Origin of the sequence: Candidatus Poriferisodalis sp., from assembly GCF_965221945.1 — a bacterium.
Lineage (GTDB): Bacteria > Actinomycetota > Acidimicrobiia > Acidimicrobiales > Poriferisodalaceae > Poriferisodalis.
The window spans coordinates 1,686,030-1,704,403 of the sequence record NZ_OZ244925.1; the positions used below are offsets into that span (position 1 = coordinate 1,686,030).

Here is an 18,374-nt window from a genome sequence, read left to right on the forward strand (position 1 = left end):
GCGGTGAGCCATCGCCGCGAACGGAGGTAACCCCACATGACCGTGAAGTTCTGCTGGTTCAACCTGATGCCCTGGCCCGACCTGCCCGACGACTTCAAGACCGAGCACCGGTCTGTGTGGGTCGACATCGACGGGTCGCTGTTCGATCCTGAGCGGGCAAACGGCGTCTATCACGAGTACATGGACCAGCTCGAGTTCGCCGACGAGCTCGGCTTCGACGGCATCGGCGTCAACGAACATCACCAGAACGCCTACGGCATCATGCCGAGCCCCAACATCATCGCTGCAGGCTTGGCGCGACGGACGTCGCAGGCCGCCATCTGCGTGATCGGCAACTCCATCGCGCTGTACAACCCGGCGCACCGTGTCGCCGAAGAGTTCGCAATGCTCGACTGCCTGAGCGGCGGCCGGCTCGTTGCCGGCTTCCCCGTCGGCACCCCGATGGACACCAACTTCACGTACGGGCAGATCCCTGCGCTGACCCGCGAGAAGTATTACGAAGCCCACGACCTGATCATGGAGGCGTGGACCAACCCTGACGTCTTCGCGTTCGACGGCAAGTACAACCAGCTGCGCTACGTGAACTGCTGGCCGAAACCGATCCAGCAGCCGCATCCGCCGATCTACATCCCCGGCGGCGGTTCGATCGAGACGTGGGACTTCTGCCTTGAGCACGACTACAACTACTCGTACCTGAGTTTCAACGGTTACCTGGCGGGCCAGACCCTGATGGACGGCTACTGGAACCGGGTCGCGGAGATGGACAAGAGCGAGACGCCCGGTCGGGCCGGCTTCGCCCAGATCATTTGCACGGCGGCCACCGACGCCGAGGCCGAGGAGCTCTACAGCGAGCACATGCTGTACTTCTTCAACCGCTGCCTCCATGTGTTCCCCGGTTTTGCCGACCCGCCCGGCTACCGGACGGTCAAGACCATCCAGGCCGGCAAGCTCGACCAATTCCGCAAGGAGAACCAGGCGCTGTTCAAGCGACTGACCTGGAAGGACCTGGTCGAGGGTGGCTACGTGATTGCGGGCTCGCCCGACACGGTGCGCGAGCGCATGGAGGACATGATCAAGCGGCTGCGCGTCGGCACCGTGTTCTGCCTGCTGCACATGGGGAACATGCCCGACTGGAAGACCCGCTACTCGAGCCAGCTGTTCGCCGAGAAAGTGATGGGTGGGCTGCGGGACATCTGGGGCGACGAGTTCGCCGATGCCGAGGACTGGTGGTGCAAGCCCATGGCCGAGCGGGTGCGTCCAGAAGACACCATGGCCGACGCCCGGCGCTACCCCGAGATGCCCAACGGCGCCGTGGCATGAGCACCACCGTGACAGCAACTGCATCGACCTTTGACGAGGTCGTGGTGACCACGCGGCGTTCGGTGACTGCACCGGTGCGCGTCTACGAACCGGCGGGCGGGGCTTCCTCCGGCACAGCGACCGTCCTGGCGCTGCACGGTGCCGGTGGCTGGCTGCCGACCGAGCCCGTGCTCGAGGGCTTGGCGGCGGCTGGGCTACGAGTAGTGGCGCCGGTGTGGCCCGCCTGGAGCGAGCACGGCGACGAGGACCGCCTGTCGGACATGCAGGATTTCGCGCTGCACGGCTGGGATGTGGCCACCGAGATGGGTCTGCTGTCCTCGGGCGCGGCCGGCGGCCTGCACCTGATGGGCCACTCGATGGGCGGCATGATCGCCGCCGAAATGGCGGCGCTGGCACCTCAGTCGGTGGGGCGCATGGCATTGATGTGCCCCGCAGGAATGTGGCTCGCGGATCACCCGATTCCCGACATCTTCGCGATGCTGCCCTACCAGCTGGCCGAAGTGCTCTTCGCCGACCCCAATGTGGGCGAGGAAGTGCTGACCGGAGGCGCCGACTTCTCCGACAACGCGACGCTGACCCGGTTCATGGTGGCCCGGGCCCGCCAGCAGGGCATGGCCGGCAAGATCCTGTTCCCGATCCCCAACCGGCGGTTCTCCGAGCGGGCGTACCGCGTGACGGTGCCCACACTGCTGGCCTGGGGCCGTCAGGATCGGCTGATCCCGCCGCCCTATGCAGACGCCTGGCAGGAAGCGCTGCCCGACGCCAGTGTTGAACTGGTTGACGGTGCCGGGCACATGCTTCCCTACGAACAGCCGGCAGCTGTGGTGGCGGCCGTTACGGCCCATCTGCACGGTTGAGGGACGCCGCCAGGAAGGCAGCTGCTTCAGCCAGAGCTTGGTCCGCTTCGGGCAGTGCGTGGTAGTGCCACGTGTGCCAGAGGCCCTCCCACAGGTCGAGTGTGATGTCAACGCCTGCGCCGGCTGCGCGTTGCTGGAATTCGCGCGCCTGTGACGCAAGGGGCTCGCCGACCGCAGCCTGCACGAGAACCGGGGGCATCCCGTCGGCGGCGGCAATGACCGCAGCGCTGAGCGCGAGCGCTCCGCCCGCCGAGTCGCCTGCGAGCGCCACTGAGGCCCTGTAGCCGGCCAACGCCCGGTACACCGCCAGCATGTCGTCGAGGGCCGCGGGAAACGTGTGCTCGGGAGGTTGGCGGAAGTCCACCGAGACGAGCCGGAGGATTCGGCCGAGGCGCGCTGTGATCGGGATTGCGACTGCAGCACTGCCCAAGACGTAGCCGCCGCCGTGTGCGTAGACCACGGTGGGTTTCGAATCCGAGGCTTGTGGGCCTGCCACGAGGCACGGCACACCGCCGATCGTGACCGGCCGGTGCGGCACTTCGGGGTCGTCGTCGGTGCCCCAGAGGGCGTTGGTCTCGGCGCGCCAGCGTGCGACGGCGTCCAAGTCGGCCAGGTCGGGCATCTGCAATGGCACCGAAGGCGTGCCTCGGGCCTTGTACGCAGCCGCCTCGGGCGACAGCTCGTGGCGGCGGGTTCCCCTAGATCTCAAGGACATCGACCGAGACGGCTTCCACCGCATCGGGGCTGTAGGACATCGGGATCAGCTCGCAGTCGATCCAGGCCTGGCGTTGGTCGAGGTCATGGCCGCTGCCACGCACGCCCGACACGCCGTGTGGGACCACCCAACCGGAGCTGTCCCAGTCGCCGAGATCGAACGCATACCGGGCGACCGAGCCGTGAATGGCCCGCTCACCGGTCTCCGGCGCGGTGCCGCCTTGGCGAACCGTGTCGCCGTCGCCCGCGCAGCCGTCGACCGGCGGATGCAGGTCCCGTGCGGCCGTCAGCGCCGAGGCGAGCGGGTGCGGCGATGCCATGCGGTGCACCCTTCCCCAGGTCCACGACTGCGGATCGTCGCCGAGCCGCTGGGTGAGCTCGGCCGCGGTTTCGTCGACGCAAGCGCTAACCGCCATGCGCCGCCCGATGGGGTTATCCAGCCCAGGTACCACGTCGAGGTTCCGCTCGCAGAGCATGCGCACGACTGCCCCGGCGGCCATGCGGCTGGCCTCGGCGGCGGGCGGCCACCCCGCTGCGCCCAACTCCGCTCCCGCAATGCCGAGCCGCTCGATGATCGCCTCGATGAGCCGTCGCTTGATGACCGAGTAGATGGTTGCGGCTGGCGAGTCGGCAGTCATGCGCTGGTCCCAGTCAGCCAGCATGTCGAGCAACGTGTGTGAGAGTTCATGGCCGCACTCCACCGCGTACTCGTTGATGAGATCAAGCACCCTGGGCGCGACGAGCGAGGTCACGTCCGAGTGGACACGGCTCATATCCGAAACGGTGGCGCTCGTCATCGGCGCCAACAGCTCGCAGATGCGGTCGTGGCGGCTGGGCCCGGCGAAGTCCAGCGAGATGTAGGGGCCGCCGTCGGCGGTGCGATTGTTGGCCGTGACGAGGAAGCCTCGGTCGGGATTGGCCCAGTGCGGCAATTCTTCGAACGGGACCGGTTGGCGACCGTCCCATCCAAACTCGTCGGTACCCGGCACCGGGGTCCAGCGGCTCGCAGGCGAACGCTCGACGACCCGACCCCGGATCTTGAAGGCAATGCCGCCGGCGCGGTCGGCTGTCAGCAGGTTGTTCACCGGCAGCACCCAGGGCCGCACCGCTTCGATCAGCTCGGCTGTCGAACCGGCAGCCAGCATCGGCCACAGAGCATCGAACGTCGTGTCGGGGCCGAACATGCCGGTCCACTGCAACGACAGCGCGACCCCGTCGGCGGGGTCGCCGAGCACGACCGGTCCCCTCGGCGTGGACCCGCAGAGCACCTCGACAGTTCCCTCGCCCCGGATGTCGAGCGTTTCGCTCCGCCAAGGCTCCCCGAGCGTCGAGTCCAGCTCGAATCGCTCCACGAACACGTCGGTGTCGTCGCACATGCCGTGGGTGATGCCCCACGCAACCTCGGCGTTGTGCCCGAAGTGCGGGAAGCCCGGCACGCCGGGGAATCCCATCCCGATGGCGTCGAAGTCATCGCAGCTCAGGTGGCATTGGTGGTACACGTTCGGGAACTCGATGCCCCGGTGCGGATCGCCTGCGAGCAGCGGCTTGCCGCTGGCGGTGCGCTCGCCACTCAGCGCCCATGAGTTGGACGCCCCGTCGGAGTCCATGGCCGCTGCAAGTGCCGCCATGTCGACCGCGCTCGCATCGAGCAGCGTGGCCGCGTCGGCGAGCAGATCGGGGGACGCCCCATCGCCGGGGCCGTGTCGATGCTGCCCGTAGCCGGGCACGATGGCCGTATCGGCCTCGACATCCCCGACGATCGCCATGACCGCTTCGGGTCCGGCTTGGGCCATGATGCGTCCTCGCCACAGCTTTCGGGTGAGCGTGCCCATGAAGATGTGACGCAGCTTGTAGACCGCGACGCAGTGCCATGGCTCCCACGGCTCCGGCGGAGACGGATGGTGCTCGAACTCGGGGGGCAGCGCATCGGCGTAGTCGGCCAGCCAACGGTTAACGCCCTGCGTGTAGGCCTCGCACATCGCCTGGGTGCGGGGTTCGAGCGCTGCATAGTTCGCTTGCGCGATCGCGGCGAGCCCGAGTCGCCGGAAGAAGGCATCCTCACGGGCCCCGGCCATGCCGACCACTTCGGCCCAGCGTCCGGTGGCCCTGCACCGATCCCATTCCATCTGCCAGATCCGGTCGTCGGCTGCCACCCAGCCCTGTGCCGCGAATGCCCCATCGGCCGTCGGGGCCTCGGCGTGAGCGATGCCCCACCTGTCACGCCGGATAGTCACGCCGAGCACGCCCGCTGAGACACCGCCGTCCGAGCCACTGCCTTGGGTCATGGCGGCCACGCTAGGACGCCGGAGTTCGCTCGGCAGCTTGTTTGTCGCTGTTAGAGCGCCTCCGCGAGTGCGCCGGCCAGTTCGGGATGCTCGAAGCGGAATCCGTCCTCGGTGAGAGCGTCGGGAAGCACCCGAGTCGAGTCGAGCAGCAGTGCTTGGCCCATCTCGCCCAGCGAAGCCCGGATGGCGAACCGCGGCGCCGGCATGAACGAAGGGCGGCGCAGGGCCGAGCTCAGCGCCCGTTGGAAGCCCCGCTGGCGGACCGGGTTGGGCGCCGTCAGGTTGAAAGCGCCGCTGACGTCGCTGTCGATGAGATGCCGGATGGCGCGGACCTCGTCGTCGAGGCTGATCCAGCTCCACCACTGGCGACCGGTGCCCAGCGGCCCTCCGGCACAGAGTCGGGTGATGCGCGCCATGCGTTCAATCGCCGGCGCTCCGCGCCCCACAACGAGACCTGTGCGAATGCGAACGAGTCGCACCCCGGCGTCGGGGATCGGCACCGCGGCGCGTTCCCAGCGCTTGCAGACTTCGGCCAGGAAGCCGTTACCAGGCAGCGACCACTCGGTCAGCTCCTCCTCGCCCCGGTTGCCGTAGAACCCGACAGCAGAGCCGCAGACGAACACCGACGGCTTGGCATCGAGCTTGCCGACGGTGTCTGCCAGCAGCTTGGTGGACTCGACGCGGCTCGACATGATGGCGGCCTTGCGTTTGTCGGTCCACCGCCCGCCGATGCTCTCCCCCGCCAGGTGAACAATGGCGTCGAGCCCTTCGAGCGCGGCCGCGTCGATGGATTCTTCGGCCACGTTCCAGACGACCGTTTGCCCGGCGGCATCGCTCTCGCTGCCTTCGACGGGCGCTGGACCGGGACTTCGGGACACCCCGACGACCTCGTGGCCGTCAGCCCGCAGGCTCGCTGCAAGCGCTCCGCCGATCAGCCCACGAATGCCCGTGATCGCGACTCGCATGTCATTCATCATGGCGCGCCCAGCAACCCCCGCTGGGTCTCAAGGCGCGGTGAGGCGCCGTCGGGAGCTCTAGCGGCCCTGGAAGTCGCCGAGGCGGCGCTCGGAGACGGCCGCCATGCCTTCGCGGGCGTCTTGTGTGCCCGAGAGGCGCAGCTGCTCGGCGGCCTCGCGCTGTGTGATCTCGCGGACGCGGTCGCCGAGGCCGAGTCGCAGCGTGGCCTTGATGGCCCGTACGGCCAGCGGGGCGTTCGCAGCAATCTCGCCAGCGATTTCGATGGCGCGGTCGCGTACCTGATCAGCAGGCACGCACTCGTCGGCGAGACCCAGCTCGACTGCCTCATCGCCCTTGTACCGCTTGGCGCCCAGCAGCACCTTGGCAGCGCGTTCAGGGCCCAGCAGGGCCGGCATCGTCACGCTCATGCCGAAGCCCTGGTGGATGCCGAGCGATGCAAAGTTGGCGCAAAACCGGGCCTCGGGGCAGGTGATGCGGATGTCGGGCACCATCGCCAGTCCCAGACCGCCTCCGATGGCGGGACCGTGGATCGCCCCCACGATGGGCAGCGTCACGTCGAATAGTCGCCCCGAGCCTTGGTACAGCTCCAGTGTGGCGTTGCCGCCGACTTTCTCCTCGGCACCGCCGCCGACGCCCTCGCCGCCCAGGTCGGCACCTGCGCAGAACGAGCGACCCTCGGCGGCCAGCACCGCGCAGCCGATGCTCATGTCTTCTTCCAGTTCGACCAGCGCGTCGGCGATGCCATGCACTTGGCGGTAGCTCAGGAAGTTGTGGGGCGGGCGATCCATGATCACCAGTCCGACGCGCCCGTCCCGTTCGACCCTCAGTCCCTCTGCCATGTCGCGAATGCTCCTTCGCATCGACGGGCAGTCGCCCGCTCCGATCCGGCCCGCCAGCGGTGAGCCGGCGCGCCACGCTAGTACCGCTGCTATCGCCGATTCTGGAGTCGGCCCCCAGAGTGGTGCCCCGGCCTGTACACGTACATGCTGAACTTCTCACACTTACGTGTTAGCTTTCTTGCATGCGCACGACCGTCGAATTCGATGAGGACGCGGCGCAAGCACTTGCCCGATTGCGCCGAGAAACCGGCATGGGGGTGTCCGAGGCCGTCAACCATCTCGTTCGCCGAGGGTTAGCGGCTGAATCGGCGAGCGAGCCCTTCGTCCAGAAGACCCACCCGCTCGGCATCCGCATCGACGTGAGCAACGTGGCCGAGGCCATCGACCTGCTCGAAGGCCCCCAGTCCAGGTAGCTGCCGGTGCTCGTCGATGCCAACGTCCTGCTCTATGCAGTCGACGAGCACAGTCCCTTCCACCCCGCAGCGAGACCTTGGCTCGAAGACGCGCTGAACGGACCGCGTCGTGTCGGGCTTCCGTGGCAGTCTCTGACCGGGTTTCTGAGGATCGTCACCAACCCCCGAGCGGTGCCCAATCCGCTCTCGCCCACAGCGGCATGGGCCTTTGTGGAAGCCTGGCTGGACGCACCGAGCGCATGGATTCCTGAGCCCGGCAAAGGGCATCGCGCCATCCTCGGTCGGCTCGTGCGTGAACTGCACCTCAGCGCCAACCTCATTCCCGACGCTGCGCTCGCTGCACTGTGCATCGAACATGGCTTGGCAATCGTCTCAGCAGATTCCGACTTCGCGAGATTTGCCGAACTGAGCTGGATCAACCCGATCACCAACGCTTGACGCTGCGAGCCATGGCTGCGCCGGCCGCAGAGCCAGCGCAGCCGACGGCTCACGATCGTGGTCGCCGAACTAGCGTGACCTTGCGAATCCGGCTGACCTGAGAATCGGGGAACAACAGGCCAGCCATACCTGAGGGGGAAGCCGTGACCCAGACCGACGTAGCCGACGCAACGACCGAGACCGCAGCGCACGTGCGTACCGAGTCGATCGACTGGGACGACTTGCTTGCACGCCTGCAGGCTGTGCTGCGGCTGCGCACCACTCCGATCGGCATGAAGCTCTTCGAGACCACGGCCGATATGGAGGCCGTGCCGCGGGTGCGCCGCCCAAACGCCATCCACACCACCGATCAGATCGTGGGCATGGCCTGCCGGCTCAACTGGACGGTCGGCGTGACCATGGACGACCTCGTCGGCGCCCAGTGCGGCGCCGTCATCGGGCTGCATCCCCAAGACGACAAGTGGCTGTCGGGCGACCGCATGGCCGGCGTGTGGTTCGAGACGCTGGAGGATGCCTCCGAGCACCAGCACGCCATGGACTGCGTGCCCTATGGCACCTATGAGGCGATGGTGGTCGCACCGCTGTCGTCGAAGCGACTCAACCCGCCCGACGTCTGCATGATCTATGCCACGCCTGCCCAGATGATCATCCTCATCAACGGCCTGCAGTGGCGTGGCTACAAGAAGATGGAATGGGGCTGCGTCGGCGAGTCGGCGTGCGCTGATTCGTGGGGCAGGGCGCTGCACACGGGAGAGCCGAGCGTGTCGATTCCCTGCTTCGCCGAGCGCCGCTATGGCGGCGTGATGGAGGACGAGCTCTTGATTGCTCTCACACCGGAAGATCTCGTCGTTGCGGTCGAGGGCATGGAGGCGCTGTCCCGCAACGGGCTGCGTTACCCAATCCCGACGTACGGCATCCAGACCGACGCTCGTGCCGGCCTCGGCGTCAGTTACGACTGAGGACACGAGACCGGCCCGCACCTCAGAAAACCGCCAACTACACCCTCCAAACCAGCAGAAAGACAGGGGACAGCGTGGCACTGCAACCGACCAAGGAAGGCTTCGACCTCGGCATCGTCACCAGCAACGGCGACGAGATGCTCGCGTTCTATCGCGATGTGCTCGGGCTCGAGTTCGAGCAGACGCTGAACATGGAGAAGGTGGGCATTGCCCAGATGCACCGACTGTGGGCGAACAAGAGCATGCTGAAACTTGTGGTGCCCGTCGCTGACGTGCCTGCCGGGGCAACGGGGGGCATCACCGGCGCCACCGGCCTGCGCTACTTCACCTTCAACGTCGGCAACTTCGAAGAAGTGATGACCGCTTGCGAGGAGGCCGGGGCCAACATCATCTGGCGCCGGCTCGAAGCGCGGCCCGGCGTGGTGGTCGGGATGGTCGAGGATCCCGACGGAAACTGGGTCGAGTTCATCGACAACCCCTGAACCTAGGCTTGCGGGGCACGGCGACGTTGGGAGCGTTGGGAGCGTTGAACTGTGCCTGAACCACAGCGGAAGACAGTCCACGACCTGCTGGCGGAGGCGCGCGCCGGGCTGGACCGGGTCTCGCCCGCTGAACTTGCCGTGCTGCTGGAGGCTGGGGCTTCCGCCGACACCGGGCGGCTGCGCGTCATTGACATCCGATCGCGGGACCAGCGCGAGGCCAACGGCATCATCGAGGGCTCCGAGCCCATCGACCCCTTGGTGCTCGAGTGGCGCATCGACGACGCATCAGGTTTCGCCGAGGGCACAGCAGCCGACTTCGACGACCGCTTGGTCATCGTGTGCAATGAGGGTTACAGCTCCAGCCTCGCCGCCGCTCGCCTGCAGGACCTGGGGTTCGGCAACGCCACGGACCTCGATGGGGGCATGGCCGGCTGGAAATCCCACGGTTTGCCGGTAATCCCGCCGCCCACGGTGGGTGCCGGGTCCGACGGCTGACGAATCGGGGTCTCGGTCGCCGCGGCGACCTGCGAGGCGACCTCAGCTCGTGCCGGGGGCGGGCCGCTCGCGCAGGCGCCTGATGACGTCGGCCATGAAGTCGTCATCCTGCGCTCCTGGAATGACGAGCCGCCCATCGAACAGCCAGCTGGGCGTAGCGCTGATCCCCCACTCGTTCGCACGCGCCATCGACGCCCGAAGGGCGGGCAGCAGTTCGTCATTGGCCACGACGCGCCGCAGCACGTCAGGGTCGATGGCCACGTCTGCCGCCAAGGTGACCAGCACCTTAGGGTCGGTGACGTCCAGCTCGTCTTCCCAGTAGGCGGCGTAGAGCCGATCGTGGTAACGCTCGGCAGCGTCGGGGTCTGCGTGCTCGACTGCCAGCGCTGCCTGGTGCGCCTTGGCGCTGTTCCGCAGGCGTTTGGGAGACACGAAGCGGATGCCCTCAGCTTCGGCGAGTGCCGCCACCCGATCGAAACCTGAACGGACTTCGATGCCCTCCGCCGGCACCTCGGGATGGATTTCGTAGGCAAGCCAGGTGATTTCGAGGTCGTGACGCTCAGCCAGTTGGACCGCCCGGGCCCGTGCCAGATGGCACCACGGTCACAGGTAGTCCGACCACACCAGCACCGACATCGTCATTGTTCTGTCGATTCCCCGTCGCGCTCGTCGGGTTCGGGAACCTTGACTTCGCTGACCCGGAAACCAGCGCTCTCTCCCTCGAGATAGGCCTCTGCCTCCCTCAGGCCGTCCATGATCTTCTCGAATGCGGAACTCATCTCGGCCTCCCGAGTCCCATCCTCGCACACGGCCCGGCGGGGGTTTCGGGCGGCCGGTAGGTTGCCGCGCATGGACTTCACCATCCCCGCCGACATCGCGCAGCTGCTCGACGACCTGGACGCGTTCATCGACGACGTCATCAAGTCCATCGAGAACGAAGACGACAACATCCGGTTCTTCGACCATCGCCGGGAGGACTCGCGCACCGACTGGGAACGCGACGGCCTGCCGAACGCAGAGTGGGAAGCATTGCTGGTCCGCATGCGCAAGGAGGCCGACAAGGCGGGCTTCTTGCGCTGGCACCTGCCCGAGCGCTTCGGCGGCAGCGATGGCACGAACCTCGGCATGGCCATCATCCGCGAGCACTTGGCCCGCCGCGGGCTGGGTCTGCACAACGACCTGCAGAACGAGAGCTCGATCATCGGCAACTTCCCGACCGTGCTGATGATGGAACGCTACGGGTCAGCCTCCCAGCAGGAGTACTGGATTCCCAAGATGCTCGAGGGTCAAGCCCGCATCGGCTTCGGCCTGACCGAGCCGCTGCACGGCTCTGACGCCACCTGGATGGAGACCACCGCGGAGCGCGACGGCGACGAGTGGGTCATCAACGGCGAGAAATACTGGAACACCGGGCTGCACCACGCCACCCACGACTACATCTTCGCCCGCACGTCGGGGAATCCCGGCGAGGGGCACGGCATCACCTGCTTCATCGTCCCGGTCGACACGCCGGGCTTCGGGGTCGAGAAGTTCATGTGGACCTTCAACATGCCCACCGACCACGCCCACGTGCGCCTGACCGACGTGCGGGTCCACAACGACGACATCCTGGGGTCAGAGGGCCGCGGCCTGCAGACAGCGCAGCTGTTCGTGCACGAGAACCGGATCCGCCAGGCGGCCTCGTCAGTGGGCGCTGGCCTGCACTGCATCGACGTGGCAGTCGACTATGTGAAGAACCGCACCACGTTCGGCAAGCCGCTGGCGCAGAACCAGGCCATCCAGTTCCCGCTGGCCGAGCTGTACACCGAGGCCGAGATGGTCCGGGCGCTCATCTGGAAGACTGCCTGGGAGATGGACGAAGGCGTCGACCACATGGAGATCACCGACAAGGTGGCCATGTGCAACTACCGCGGCAACCGGTTCTGCTGCGACGCAGCTGACCGGTCCATGCAGAGCTGCGGCGGCAACGGCTACGGGCGCCACATGCCCTTCGAGCACATCTACCGGCACCACCGCCGGTACCGGATCACCGAGGGATCAGAAGAGATCCAGATCCGCAAGGTGGCCGGCAAGCTGTTCGGCTTCGTCCAGAGGGCGAAGAGCTAGCACAGCGCCGGGCGCGCCAAGAGCTAGCGGGACGGGTGGGAGACGAGCTGATGCCAGACGAGGCGCCAACAACTAGCGCGGGGAAAATGTCGCAATACCCGCGTCTTGCGCAGCGCGGGCAAGCCTCTGGTCGTAAGTGACGAGACCATCGAGGTCATCGCCAATGGCGAGCGCCGTCGCCAGATGCAATGCGTCGAGACTGCGCAGCTCCCGCGGATCCAACATCGCCGCGCTCTCGGTGATTGCCCGGGTGACCCGTACAGTCGACACCGAATCGAACAGCGACCGAGCTTGAGCCGTGAGTTCGGGTGCGTAGCGACGAACTGCTCTCACGACCTCAGTGCGCACCAAGTCCGACACGACGAGATCGCGCTGCTCTCGTCGGAGCCATGCAGCCAGCGTCGCCGATTCCGGCTCGCTGACGATCTGCTTCACCATCGCTGAACTATCGCAATAGAGCGGCACCGCTAGATCGCCTTGTTGGAACCGTCAATAGCGCTCTTCTGCCCGCATCGCAATAATCGCATCGGACAGATTCGGACCCGGCTGCGGCGGCGGCAGATCTTCCAGCTTGCCCCGTGCTGGTGTTGCCTCGCCTGCGGCAATCATCTCCTCGAGCCGCGACCGGCGGATAGGGATGATCTTCGCCACCGGCCGGCCACGGTTCGTCACGGTGATCTCTTCACCTGCGGCTACCCGCGCCACGACCTCGGAGGCATTCTGCTTGAGCGCCCGGATGCCGACTTCAGCCATGTTCTACATTGTAGCACAATGAGGTCGCAGGCGCGATCTGCCCGCGCCGGACTTGATCAGTCGTCGAGGCGGGCGGTGGCTTGGCCGGTGAGGACTGCTCGGTCCTCCTGGTTCGTCGTGGTGATGGTGAGGACGACCAACTTCTGGCCGTCCTCATCCCGGATCTCGGCGACCTCGGCTGTTGCGGTGAGCGTGTCGCCGGGCCACACCTGGCTGGTGAACCGCACGCCGTAATAGGTGAGACGGCCGTCGCCCACGAAATTCGTGACCATGCGCCCGGTCATGCCCATGGTGAGCATCCCGTGCGCGAACACCGTCGGGTAGCCCGCCACCTCGGTGACGAACTTCTCGTCGGTGTGGACAGGGTTGTAATCGCCCGACGCCCCTGCGTACTGCACGATCTGGGTGCGGGTGAGGTCGTCGACGATCTGCTCGGAATAGCTGTCTCCGACGCTGAGCTGCGATGCACTGAGTGCCATGTCTGCGTTCCTTTCTGGGTGACGACTCAGTCGTCGATGACCTTCTCGGTGACGACGCCGACGCCCTTGGCCGTGATGACCAGCTCGTCGTCCTCGTCGCGGTACTCGGTGACGGCCTCGGAGAACTTGAGAATGCCGGCCCGCCTGGACTGCTTCTCCCACTTCTCGCCGTCGTAGGTGACCGTGTGCAGTACGTCGCCGGGCTTCAGGTGCCGGTGATAGGTGAAGTGCTGCTCGGCGTGCAGGCCACCCGCTGCGGCACCGGACTGCTTGTCGTCCTCGCGCTCGTCGGCGACGTCATCGCCATCTGACTCGGATAGGTCTCGCACCAGCGTTCCCGAGGCGGTGCGGCCGCTGCCGAACCACTTCTTGTCCGGCTTCGGACGCAGGAAGTAGTCGGCGTCGAATTGAGCGCTGGACTGCGCGAATGTCGGCGGCGCGATGATCGAGCCGACCTCAGTGCCGGCCGCATACTCAGCGTCGCTATAGATCGGGTTCGTGTCGCCGACGGCCCTCGCAAACATCAGGATGTGCGAGGCCTCCACGGGAAATCGCTCGACTGCCATGTCTGGCTCCTCTCGCGGCTGCTCGATTCAGGATGCCGCCGCAACATGATGGCAGCCGCGCGCGGAGCGCGCACCACCGACACAGCCCAGAACGCGCACGGCCGAGCTGGTTAGGTGAGTGCTGCGGCGAGGGCCGCGCGGATCGCGGCGGGGTCCTCGTTCATCATCATGTGGCCGGCGCCAGCGAGGTGGACGACGTCGACGTTCTCGAAGTCGGCGATGAGCGGAGCTGCGGCGCGGGGAGGTGTCATCTTGTCCTCGCTGCCGACGATGACCGTGACCGGGCATTGAACCCGTGCCGCGACGTCGCCGGCCTCGTAGGAAGCGCATGCCGACAGGTCGGCATGGATCACGCCATTGTCGGCTCGTTCCAGCAGGGCTAGGCCGCCACCCAGCATCCACAAGCCCGGCGTGGGATTGGTGGCGACGTGTGCACGGCTGCCGTGACTCCAAGCCGTCATGAGTTCTGGCGCAAGCAACTCGTTGCGCTCGGCAGCGCCGAGCAGCGCCGGATGCACGGGCATGGCCGCCGCCGTGCCGAGCAGGACAAGGCGGGCGATCCTGTCATCGTCGGCCGCCGCCGCTTCGGTGCAGATCAGCGACCCCATCGAGTGGCCGACCAACCGCACCTGCTCGCAGCCGAGCCGCTGCGACACTGCGCTGATCACCTCTCCGAGCCATGCAGCCATATCGGCGACCGAACCGAGTGGGTCGCCTTCGCTGAGACCGTGGCCGGGCAGATCGATCGCCAGGGGCGTGTACCCGCGGTGTGCGAGCCACCGTGTCTGCAGCTGCCACACGGTGCGATTCATGCCTGCGCCGTGCACGAGCAGCACCACCGGTGCCTCGGCCGCCGACACAGCGTCGGGCACGACTCCCCCGGTCGCAACACCGACTGCTCGGCCGCCGACTTCCAATGAGAATGCCTCGGTAGCTGCCACCGGCTTAGCCCTTCTGTGAGGCCCGCAGGGCGCGGGACAGGTCCGAAATGATGTCGCCGGGATGTTCGAGTCCCACCGACAGCCGCACCAAGTCCTCGCCGACCCCGGCAGCGGCAAGGTCTTCGGCGCTCATCTGCTGGTGGGTGGTGCTCGCGGGATGGATCACGAGCGTCTTGGCATCGCCGACGTTGGCGAGGTGTGACGCCAGTCGCACTGCCTCAATGAACCTTCGGCCCGCTTCGCGCCCGCCTTCGATGCCGAAGCTCAGGATCGCTCCCGCACCGCGGGGCAGCAGGCGCTTTGCGAGCTCGTAGTCGGGATGTGTCGGCACCGACGGGTGGCTCACCCAGCTGACGGCGTCGTGAGAGACCAGGAAATCGACTACCGCTTCGGTGTTGGCAACGTGACGGTCCATCCGGATCGGCAGCGTCTCTACCCCCTGGAGGAGGTAGAACGCCGTGGCCGGGCTCATCGCGGCACCGAAGTCGCGCAAGCCTTCGGCTCGGGCCCGCATTGACAGCGCCTGAGGCCCGTACTCGTCGGTGAACGCGATGCCGTGATAGCCCGCATAGGGCTCGCTGAGGGTCGGGAACTTGCCCGAAGCTGCCCAGTCGAAGCGCCCGCCGTCGACCACGACGCCGCCGATGGCAACGCCGTGCCCGCCGAGGAACTTCGTGGCGCTGTGCATCACGATGTCGGCACCCAGCTCGATGGGCCGCATCAGGTGCGGCGTCGTGAACGTCGCGTCGAGCATCAGCGGCAGAGCTGCCTCATGGGCTACTTCGGCTACGGCCGACACGTCGAGCACCTCGATGTTGGGATTGCCCAGCGTCTCAGCGAACAGCACCTTGGTGTTGGGCTGAATTGCGGCACGCCACGCGTCGAGATCGCGCGGATCCACGAACGTCGTGGTGATGCCGAAGCGGGGCAGCGTCAGGCTCAGGATGTTGTGGGTGCCGCCGTAAATGTTTCGGCTCGCCACGATGTGATCACCCGCGGAGGCGATGGTGGCGCAGGCAAGGTGGAACGCGGCCATGCCGCTGGCCGTGCACACCGCGCCGACGCCGCCTTCGAGGGCTGCGATCCGCTCTTCCAGCACCGCCACGGTGGGGTTGGAGATGCGGCTGTAGATATGGCCGGGGATCTCAAGGTTGAACAGGCTGGCCGCCTGCTCAGTGTCGGTGAAGCTGAACGAGGTCGTCTGGTAGATCGGCACGGCCCGAGCACCGGTGGTCGGGTCGGGCCGCTGGCCGGCGTGCAGCGCCAGCGTGTCAAAGTGCAGGAAGTCCGGCTCGACCATGGATGCCTCCGGGGCGGTGTGCGAGAACTCAAGTATTCAGCACGCGAACGTGGGCGCCACCCGACGCCTGAGACTGGGCGCCAGACGGTCAGCCTGCGGAGGCCTCGGCGGCGCTGACGGCTTCCCAGACGCGCTGTGGTGTGACCGGGATGTCGATGTGCGTCACGCCGAGGTGGGCAAGCGCGTCGATGACCGCGTTCTGCACGGCCGGCGGGGCGGCGATGGCACCGTTCTCGCCGATGCCGCGGGTGCCGAGCTCGTTGCGGTCGGTCGGTATGGCGAGCCGGGCTGTGTCGATGGGTGGCACGTCTGCGGCGGCCGGGATGAGGTAGTCCATCAGCGTGGTGGTGCGCGGCGTGCCGTCGGCATCCCATTGGGCGGCTTCCATCAGGGCTTGGGAGATGCCCGCAACGGCTCCCCCGTGCTGCTGGCCCTCCACCGAGGCTTCGTGCAGCATGCGGCCGCAGTCGTCGACCGCTGCGAACGCCAGCAACGTGACGCGCCCGGTCTCGGCGTCGACCTCCACTGCTGCGGCGTGGGTGCCGTAGGGATGCGTCGGGCCGCTTCGACATTCATCGACGGTGGCGCTGATGCCTTCCGGAGCGGCCGACGCGATGTCGGTCCAGTTGACCAGACGGGACGGGACGCCGGCGACGTGCGCGCCTTCGGATGTGACCTCTATGTCGTCAGCGCTCGCCTCGAGCAGCTCGCCAGCGACTCCGCAGATGCGGGCACGCAGTTGGGTCGCAGCAGCGGCAATCTGGCTGCCCAGCACCGACGCCGTCCGCGAGCCTCCGGTCACCCCGCCGAAGGTCGATGTCACGGAGTCTGCGTCGTTGACACGCACGGCACCGGGAGCGATCCCGATCCTGGCACTCGTGATCTGCGCCCACAGGCTGTGATGGCCCTGGCCGTGACCGTGGCTGCCGCAGGTGACCAGCACATTGCCGTCAGGGCCCAATTCCAGCGACGCGTAGTCGGGATCGTCTTCGCTGCCAGCGGTCTGGCTGTAGCAGCCGTAGCCGATGCCGATGAGCGCAGTGCGATCGACTGCGGCGCGGCGCTCGGCGGCGATCGCCTGCCAGCGAGGTGCGTCGATGAGTTCCTGTGCTGTGTCGAGGGCCCGGTGAGGGTCGCCGCTGTCGATGACGACGCCGGTACCGGTGTCGAACGGCAACTCATCGGCACGGAGCAGGTTGCGGCGGCGTACCTCGGCGGGGTCGAGGCCGAGCTCGCGGGCGCCGGCGTCGATGGCTCGTTCGAGAGCGGCGTTCACCTCCGGCTGGCCAGCGCCGCGGTACGCCCCCACCGGCGGCGCATTGGTGACCGCAGCGCCGTAGCGGTAGCGCAGCCGGGGCACCCGATACAGGCCGGTGCTCTGGCGGTAGCTGGCCGCAGCCAGCATGGGGGCCATGTGCGGGTAGGCCCCGGCGTCGCACCACATCACCACGTCGATGCCCGAGATGCGGCCCTCGGCATCGAAGCCCATGCGGATGCGATGACGCTGGCCGCGTCCGTACGGCATCGAGACGAATTGCTCTTGGCGGCTCTGCACCCAGCGCACGGGGCGGCCCAGCAACTGCGCGGCGCGGGCAACCACGAAGAACTCTGGCATCGGGTCGCCGCGTCCGCCGAAACCGCCGCCGACCCAGGGTTCACGTACTCGAACGGCGGTCGTGGGCACACCCAGCAGGCGGCGGTACAGGTACGGCGCGCTGTGCACTCCCTGGCCGGTGCTCCAGATGTCGAGTTCGCAGTCCAGCGACGCGCCGTCAGCCAGCGGCGTGCCGCGGATCAGTTCGAACGGCGTCGCCACGATCGCGCACGGCTCGATCGGCACTGAGCTGATCCGGTCGTTCTCGCACACGAGCTCCACGACCGCCGCAGCGCCAGCGCAGGGGTCGTCGCCGGGCGCACCATTGGGCACGGCCGAGCCATCGAAGCGGGTCGGTTCGGACACGAAGCCGCCGCCGTCGGGCGGATCGAGCGGGCGCGCCACGTTGGTGCCCGCATCCGGGAAGAGCAGAATCTCGTCGGCAGCTGCCTGCTCGGCGTCGATGACGGCCGGCAGTTCGTCGATGTCGACAGCGACTAGCTCGGCCGCATCGAGAGCCGCGGCCGGTGACGCAGCCAGGACGACGGCAACCGGCTCGCCGGCGAAGCGCACCCGTCCGTCGGCCAGCAGCGGCCGGGCCATCGTCCCGCCCATCGTCGTGGCACGGTAGTACTCGAGTGGTGCGAGCCCCAAGGCTGGGGCATCGAACACCGCAGCTACCCCGGGTGCCTGCTCGGCCTCGCGCAGGTCCACGTTGCGCAGCTCGGCGTGAGCCACCGTCGAGCGCACGAACGCTGCATGCAGGCAGCCTTCGGGAACAGGCAGGTCGGCGGTGTAGGTCACCGTTCCGCGCAGCATCGGCAGGTCTTCGGACTCGAGCCGGGCAGTGCTCAT

The 18,374-nt window shown here is 67.3% G+C and carries 21 protein-coding genes; 8 read left to right on the forward strand and 13 right to left on the reverse strand.

Annotation, left to right across the window (positions count from 1 at the left end):
- The first annotated feature begins 36 nt into the window (after positions 1–36).
- The gene (locus ACOQPH_RS07875; RefSeq protein ID WP_420624079.1) at positions 37–1,320 is read left to right on the forward strand and encodes an LLM class flavin-dependent oxidoreductase; all 1,284 of its coding nucleotides are present in this window, start codon (positions 37–39) and stop codon (positions 1,318–1,320) included.
- The gene (locus ACOQPH_RS07880) at positions 1,317–2,177 is read left to right on the forward strand and encodes an alpha/beta fold hydrolase (RefSeq protein ID WP_420624080.1); all 861 of its coding nucleotides are present in this window, start codon (positions 1,317–1,319) and stop codon (positions 2,175–2,177) included. The genes ACOQPH_RS07875 and ACOQPH_RS07880 overlap by 4 nt, the downstream gene beginning before the upstream one ends.
- On the opposite strand, the gene ACOQPH_RS07885 is transcribed toward ACOQPH_RS07880, so the two are convergent.
- The 4 genes from ACOQPH_RS07885 to ACOQPH_RS07900 form a co-directional block, all read right to left on the reverse strand.
- A complete protein-coding gene (locus ACOQPH_RS07885; RefSeq protein WP_420624081.1) occupies positions 2,155–2,892 on the reverse strand; it encodes an alpha/beta hydrolase in 738 nt (245 codons plus the stop codon). The two genes, ACOQPH_RS07880 and ACOQPH_RS07885, sit on opposite strands and share 23 nt — an antisense overlap.
- Positions 2,876–5,176, reverse strand: a complete 2,301-nt coding sequence (locus tag ACOQPH_RS07890; protein ID WP_420624082.1) for a penicillin acylase family protein — start codon at positions 5,174–5,176, stop codon at positions 2,876–2,878. The genes ACOQPH_RS07885 and ACOQPH_RS07890 overlap by 17 nt, the downstream gene beginning before the upstream one ends.
- 50 nt (positions 5,177–5,226) lie before the next feature.
- A complete protein-coding gene (locus ACOQPH_RS07895) occupies positions 5,227–6,141 on the reverse strand; it encodes a TIGR01777 family oxidoreductase (protein ID WP_420624083.1) in 915 nt (304 codons plus the stop codon).
- Between the two features lie 69 nt (positions 6,142–6,210).
- Positions 6,211–6,993, reverse strand: coding sequence for an enoyl-CoA hydratase/isomerase family protein (locus ACOQPH_RS07900; RefSeq protein WP_420624084.1), 783 nt, complete (start codon positions 6,991–6,993; stop codon positions 6,211–6,213).
- Positions 6,994–7,175: 182 nt separating this feature from the next.
- On the opposite strand from ACOQPH_RS07900, the gene ACOQPH_RS07905 reads away from it, so the two are divergent.
- The 5 genes from ACOQPH_RS07905 to ACOQPH_RS07925 all read left to right on the forward strand — a co-directional run bounded on the left by ACOQPH_RS07905 (position 7,176) and on the right by ACOQPH_RS07925 (position 9,780).
- A complete protein-coding gene (locus ACOQPH_RS07905; protein WP_420624085.1) occupies positions 7,176–7,406 on the forward strand; it encodes a CopG family transcriptional regulator in 231 nt (76 codons plus the stop codon).
- Between the two features lie 6 nt (positions 7,407–7,412).
- Positions 7,413–7,844, forward strand: coding sequence for a TA system VapC family ribonuclease toxin (locus ACOQPH_RS07910; RefSeq protein ID WP_420624086.1), 432 nt, complete (start codon positions 7,413–7,415; stop codon positions 7,842–7,844).
- Between the two features lie 191 nt (positions 7,845–8,035).
- Positions 8,036–8,803, forward strand: a complete 768-nt coding sequence (locus ACOQPH_RS07915; RefSeq protein WP_419554880.1) for a DUF169 domain-containing protein — start codon at positions 8,036–8,038, stop codon at positions 8,801–8,803.
- Positions 8,804–8,877: 74 nt separating this feature from the next.
- A complete protein-coding gene (locus ACOQPH_RS07920; RefSeq protein ID WP_420624087.1) occupies positions 8,878–9,285 on the forward strand; it encodes a VOC family protein in 408 nt (135 codons plus the stop codon).
- 51 nt (positions 9,286–9,336) lie between these two features.
- Positions 9,337–9,780, forward strand: a complete 444-nt coding sequence (locus ACOQPH_RS07925) for a rhodanese-like domain-containing protein (protein WP_420624088.1) — start codon at positions 9,337–9,339, stop codon at positions 9,778–9,780.
- Between the two features lie 42 nt (positions 9,781–9,822).
- Here ACOQPH_RS07925 and ACOQPH_RS07930 read toward each other — a convergent pair whose 3' ends face one another.
- Positions 9,823–10,371 carry a DsbA family oxidoreductase gene (locus ACOQPH_RS07930; RefSeq protein WP_420624327.1) on the reverse strand — a complete coding sequence of 183 codons (549 nt, stop codon included), beginning with the start codon at positions 10,369–10,371 and terminating at the stop codon, positions 9,823–9,825.
- A 47-nt stretch (positions 10,372–10,418) separates the two neighbouring features.
- Positions 10,419–10,559 (reverse strand): hypothetical protein, encoded by a 141-nt coding sequence (locus ACOQPH_RS07935; protein WP_420624089.1) that lies wholly within the window; start codon positions 10,557–10,559, stop codon positions 10,419–10,421.
- Positions 10,560–10,629: 70 nt separating this feature from the next.
- Here ACOQPH_RS07935 and ACOQPH_RS07940 point away from each other — a divergent pair, with 70 nt between their 5' ends.
- Positions 10,630–11,886: an acyl-CoA dehydrogenase family protein gene (locus ACOQPH_RS07940; RefSeq protein WP_420624090.1), complete on the forward strand. Its 1,257-nt coding sequence runs from the start codon at positions 10,630–10,632 to the stop codon at positions 11,884–11,886.
- A gap of 72 nt (positions 11,887–11,958) precedes the next feature.
- Here ACOQPH_RS07940 and ACOQPH_RS07945 read toward each other — a convergent pair whose 3' ends face one another.
- From ACOQPH_RS07945 to ACOQPH_RS07975, 7 genes are all read right to left on the reverse strand, one after another.
- Complete coding sequence (locus ACOQPH_RS07945; RefSeq protein ID WP_420624091.1) at positions 11,959–12,324, reverse strand: type II toxin-antitoxin system VapC family toxin; 366 nt, start codon at positions 12,322–12,324, stop codon at positions 11,959–11,961.
- Positions 12,325–12,375: 51 nt separating this feature from the next.
- Entirely contained in the window at positions 12,376–12,639 is a 264-nt protein-coding gene (locus ACOQPH_RS07950; RefSeq protein WP_420624092.1) for a type II toxin-antitoxin system Phd/YefM family antitoxin, read from the reverse strand.
- Between the two features lie 56 nt (positions 12,640–12,695).
- Positions 12,696–13,118 (reverse strand): MaoC/PaaZ C-terminal domain-containing protein, encoded by a 423-nt coding sequence (locus tag ACOQPH_RS07955; RefSeq protein ID WP_420624093.1) that lies wholly within the window; start codon positions 13,116–13,118, stop codon positions 12,696–12,698.
- 26 nt (positions 13,119–13,144) lie between these two features.
- Complete coding sequence (locus tag ACOQPH_RS07960) at positions 13,145–13,684, reverse strand: FAS1-like dehydratase domain-containing protein (RefSeq protein ID WP_420624094.1); 540 nt, start codon at positions 13,682–13,684, stop codon at positions 13,145–13,147.
- 110 nt (positions 13,685–13,794) lie between these two features.
- Positions 13,795–14,625 carry an alpha/beta fold hydrolase gene (locus ACOQPH_RS07965; protein WP_420624095.1) on the reverse strand — a complete coding sequence of 277 codons (831 nt, stop codon included), beginning with the start codon at positions 14,623–14,625 and terminating at the stop codon, positions 13,795–13,797.
- A gap of 4 nt (positions 14,626–14,629) precedes the next feature.
- Complete coding sequence (locus tag ACOQPH_RS07970) at positions 14,630–15,925, reverse strand: O-acetylhomoserine aminocarboxypropyltransferase (RefSeq protein ID WP_420624096.1); 1,296 nt, start codon at positions 15,923–15,925, stop codon at positions 14,630–14,632.
- An 88-nt stretch (positions 15,926–16,013) separates the two neighbouring features.
- A complete protein-coding gene (locus tag ACOQPH_RS07975) occupies positions 16,014–18,374 on the reverse strand; it encodes a xanthine dehydrogenase family protein molybdopterin-binding subunit (RefSeq protein WP_420624097.1) in 2,361 nt (786 codons plus the stop codon).

Excerpts from the sequence above, each read along its gene's own strand:
- ACOQPH_RS07875 (WP_420624079.1), top strand. The coding sequence starts at position 37 with ATGACCGTGAAGTTCTGCTGGTTCAACCTGATGCCCTGGCCCGACCTG.
- ACOQPH_RS07880 (WP_420624080.1), top strand. The coding sequence starts at position 1,317 with ATGAGCACCACCGTGACAGCAACTGCATCGACCTTTGACGAGGTCGTG.
- ACOQPH_RS07885 (WP_420624081.1), bottom strand. The coding sequence starts at position 2,892 with ATGTCCTTGAGATCTAGGGGAACCCGCCGCCACGAGCTGTCGCCCGAG.
- ACOQPH_RS07890 (WP_420624082.1), bottom strand. The coding sequence starts at position 5,176 with ATGACCCAAGGCAGTGGCTCGGACGGCGGTGTCTCAGCGGGCGTGCTC.
- ACOQPH_RS07895 (WP_420624083.1), bottom strand. The coding sequence starts at position 6,141 with ATGCGAGTCGCGATCACGGGCATTCGTGGGCTGATCGGCGGAGCGCTT.
- ACOQPH_RS07900 (WP_420624084.1), bottom strand. The coding sequence starts at position 6,993 with ATGGCAGAGGGACTGAGGGTCGAACGGGACGGGCGCGTCGGACTGGTG.
- ACOQPH_RS07905 (WP_420624085.1), top strand. The coding sequence starts at position 7,176 with ATGCGCACGACCGTCGAATTCGATGAGGACGCGGCGCAAGCACTTGCC.
- ACOQPH_RS07935 (WP_420624089.1), bottom strand. The coding sequence starts at position 10,559 with ATGAGTTCCGCATTCGAGAAGATCATGGACGGCCTGAGGGAGGCAGAG.
- ACOQPH_RS07940 (WP_420624090.1), top strand. The coding sequence starts at position 10,630 with ATGGACTTCACCATCCCCGCCGACATCGCGCAGCTGCTCGACGACCTG.
- ACOQPH_RS07945 (WP_420624091.1), bottom strand. The coding sequence starts at position 12,324 with ATGGTGAAGCAGATCGTCAGCGAGCCGGAATCGGCGACGCTGGCTGCA.
- ACOQPH_RS07950 (WP_420624092.1), bottom strand. The coding sequence starts at position 12,639 with ATGGCTGAAGTCGGCATCCGGGCGCTCAAGCAGAATGCCTCCGAGGTC.
- ACOQPH_RS07955 (WP_420624093.1), bottom strand. The coding sequence starts at position 13,118 with ATGGCACTCAGTGCATCGCAGCTCAGCGTCGGAGACAGCTATTCCGAG.
- ACOQPH_RS07960 (WP_420624094.1), bottom strand. The coding sequence starts at position 13,684 with ATGGCAGTCGAGCGATTTCCCGTGGAGGCCTCGCACATCCTGATGTTT.
- ACOQPH_RS07970 (WP_420624096.1), bottom strand. The coding sequence starts at position 15,925 with ATGGTCGAGCCGGACTTCCTGCACTTTGACACGCTGGCGCTGCACGCC.
- ACOQPH_RS07975 (WP_420624097.1), bottom strand. The coding sequence starts at position 18,374 with ATGAGCACTGCCCGGCTCGAGTCCGAAGACCTGCCGATGCTGCGCGGA.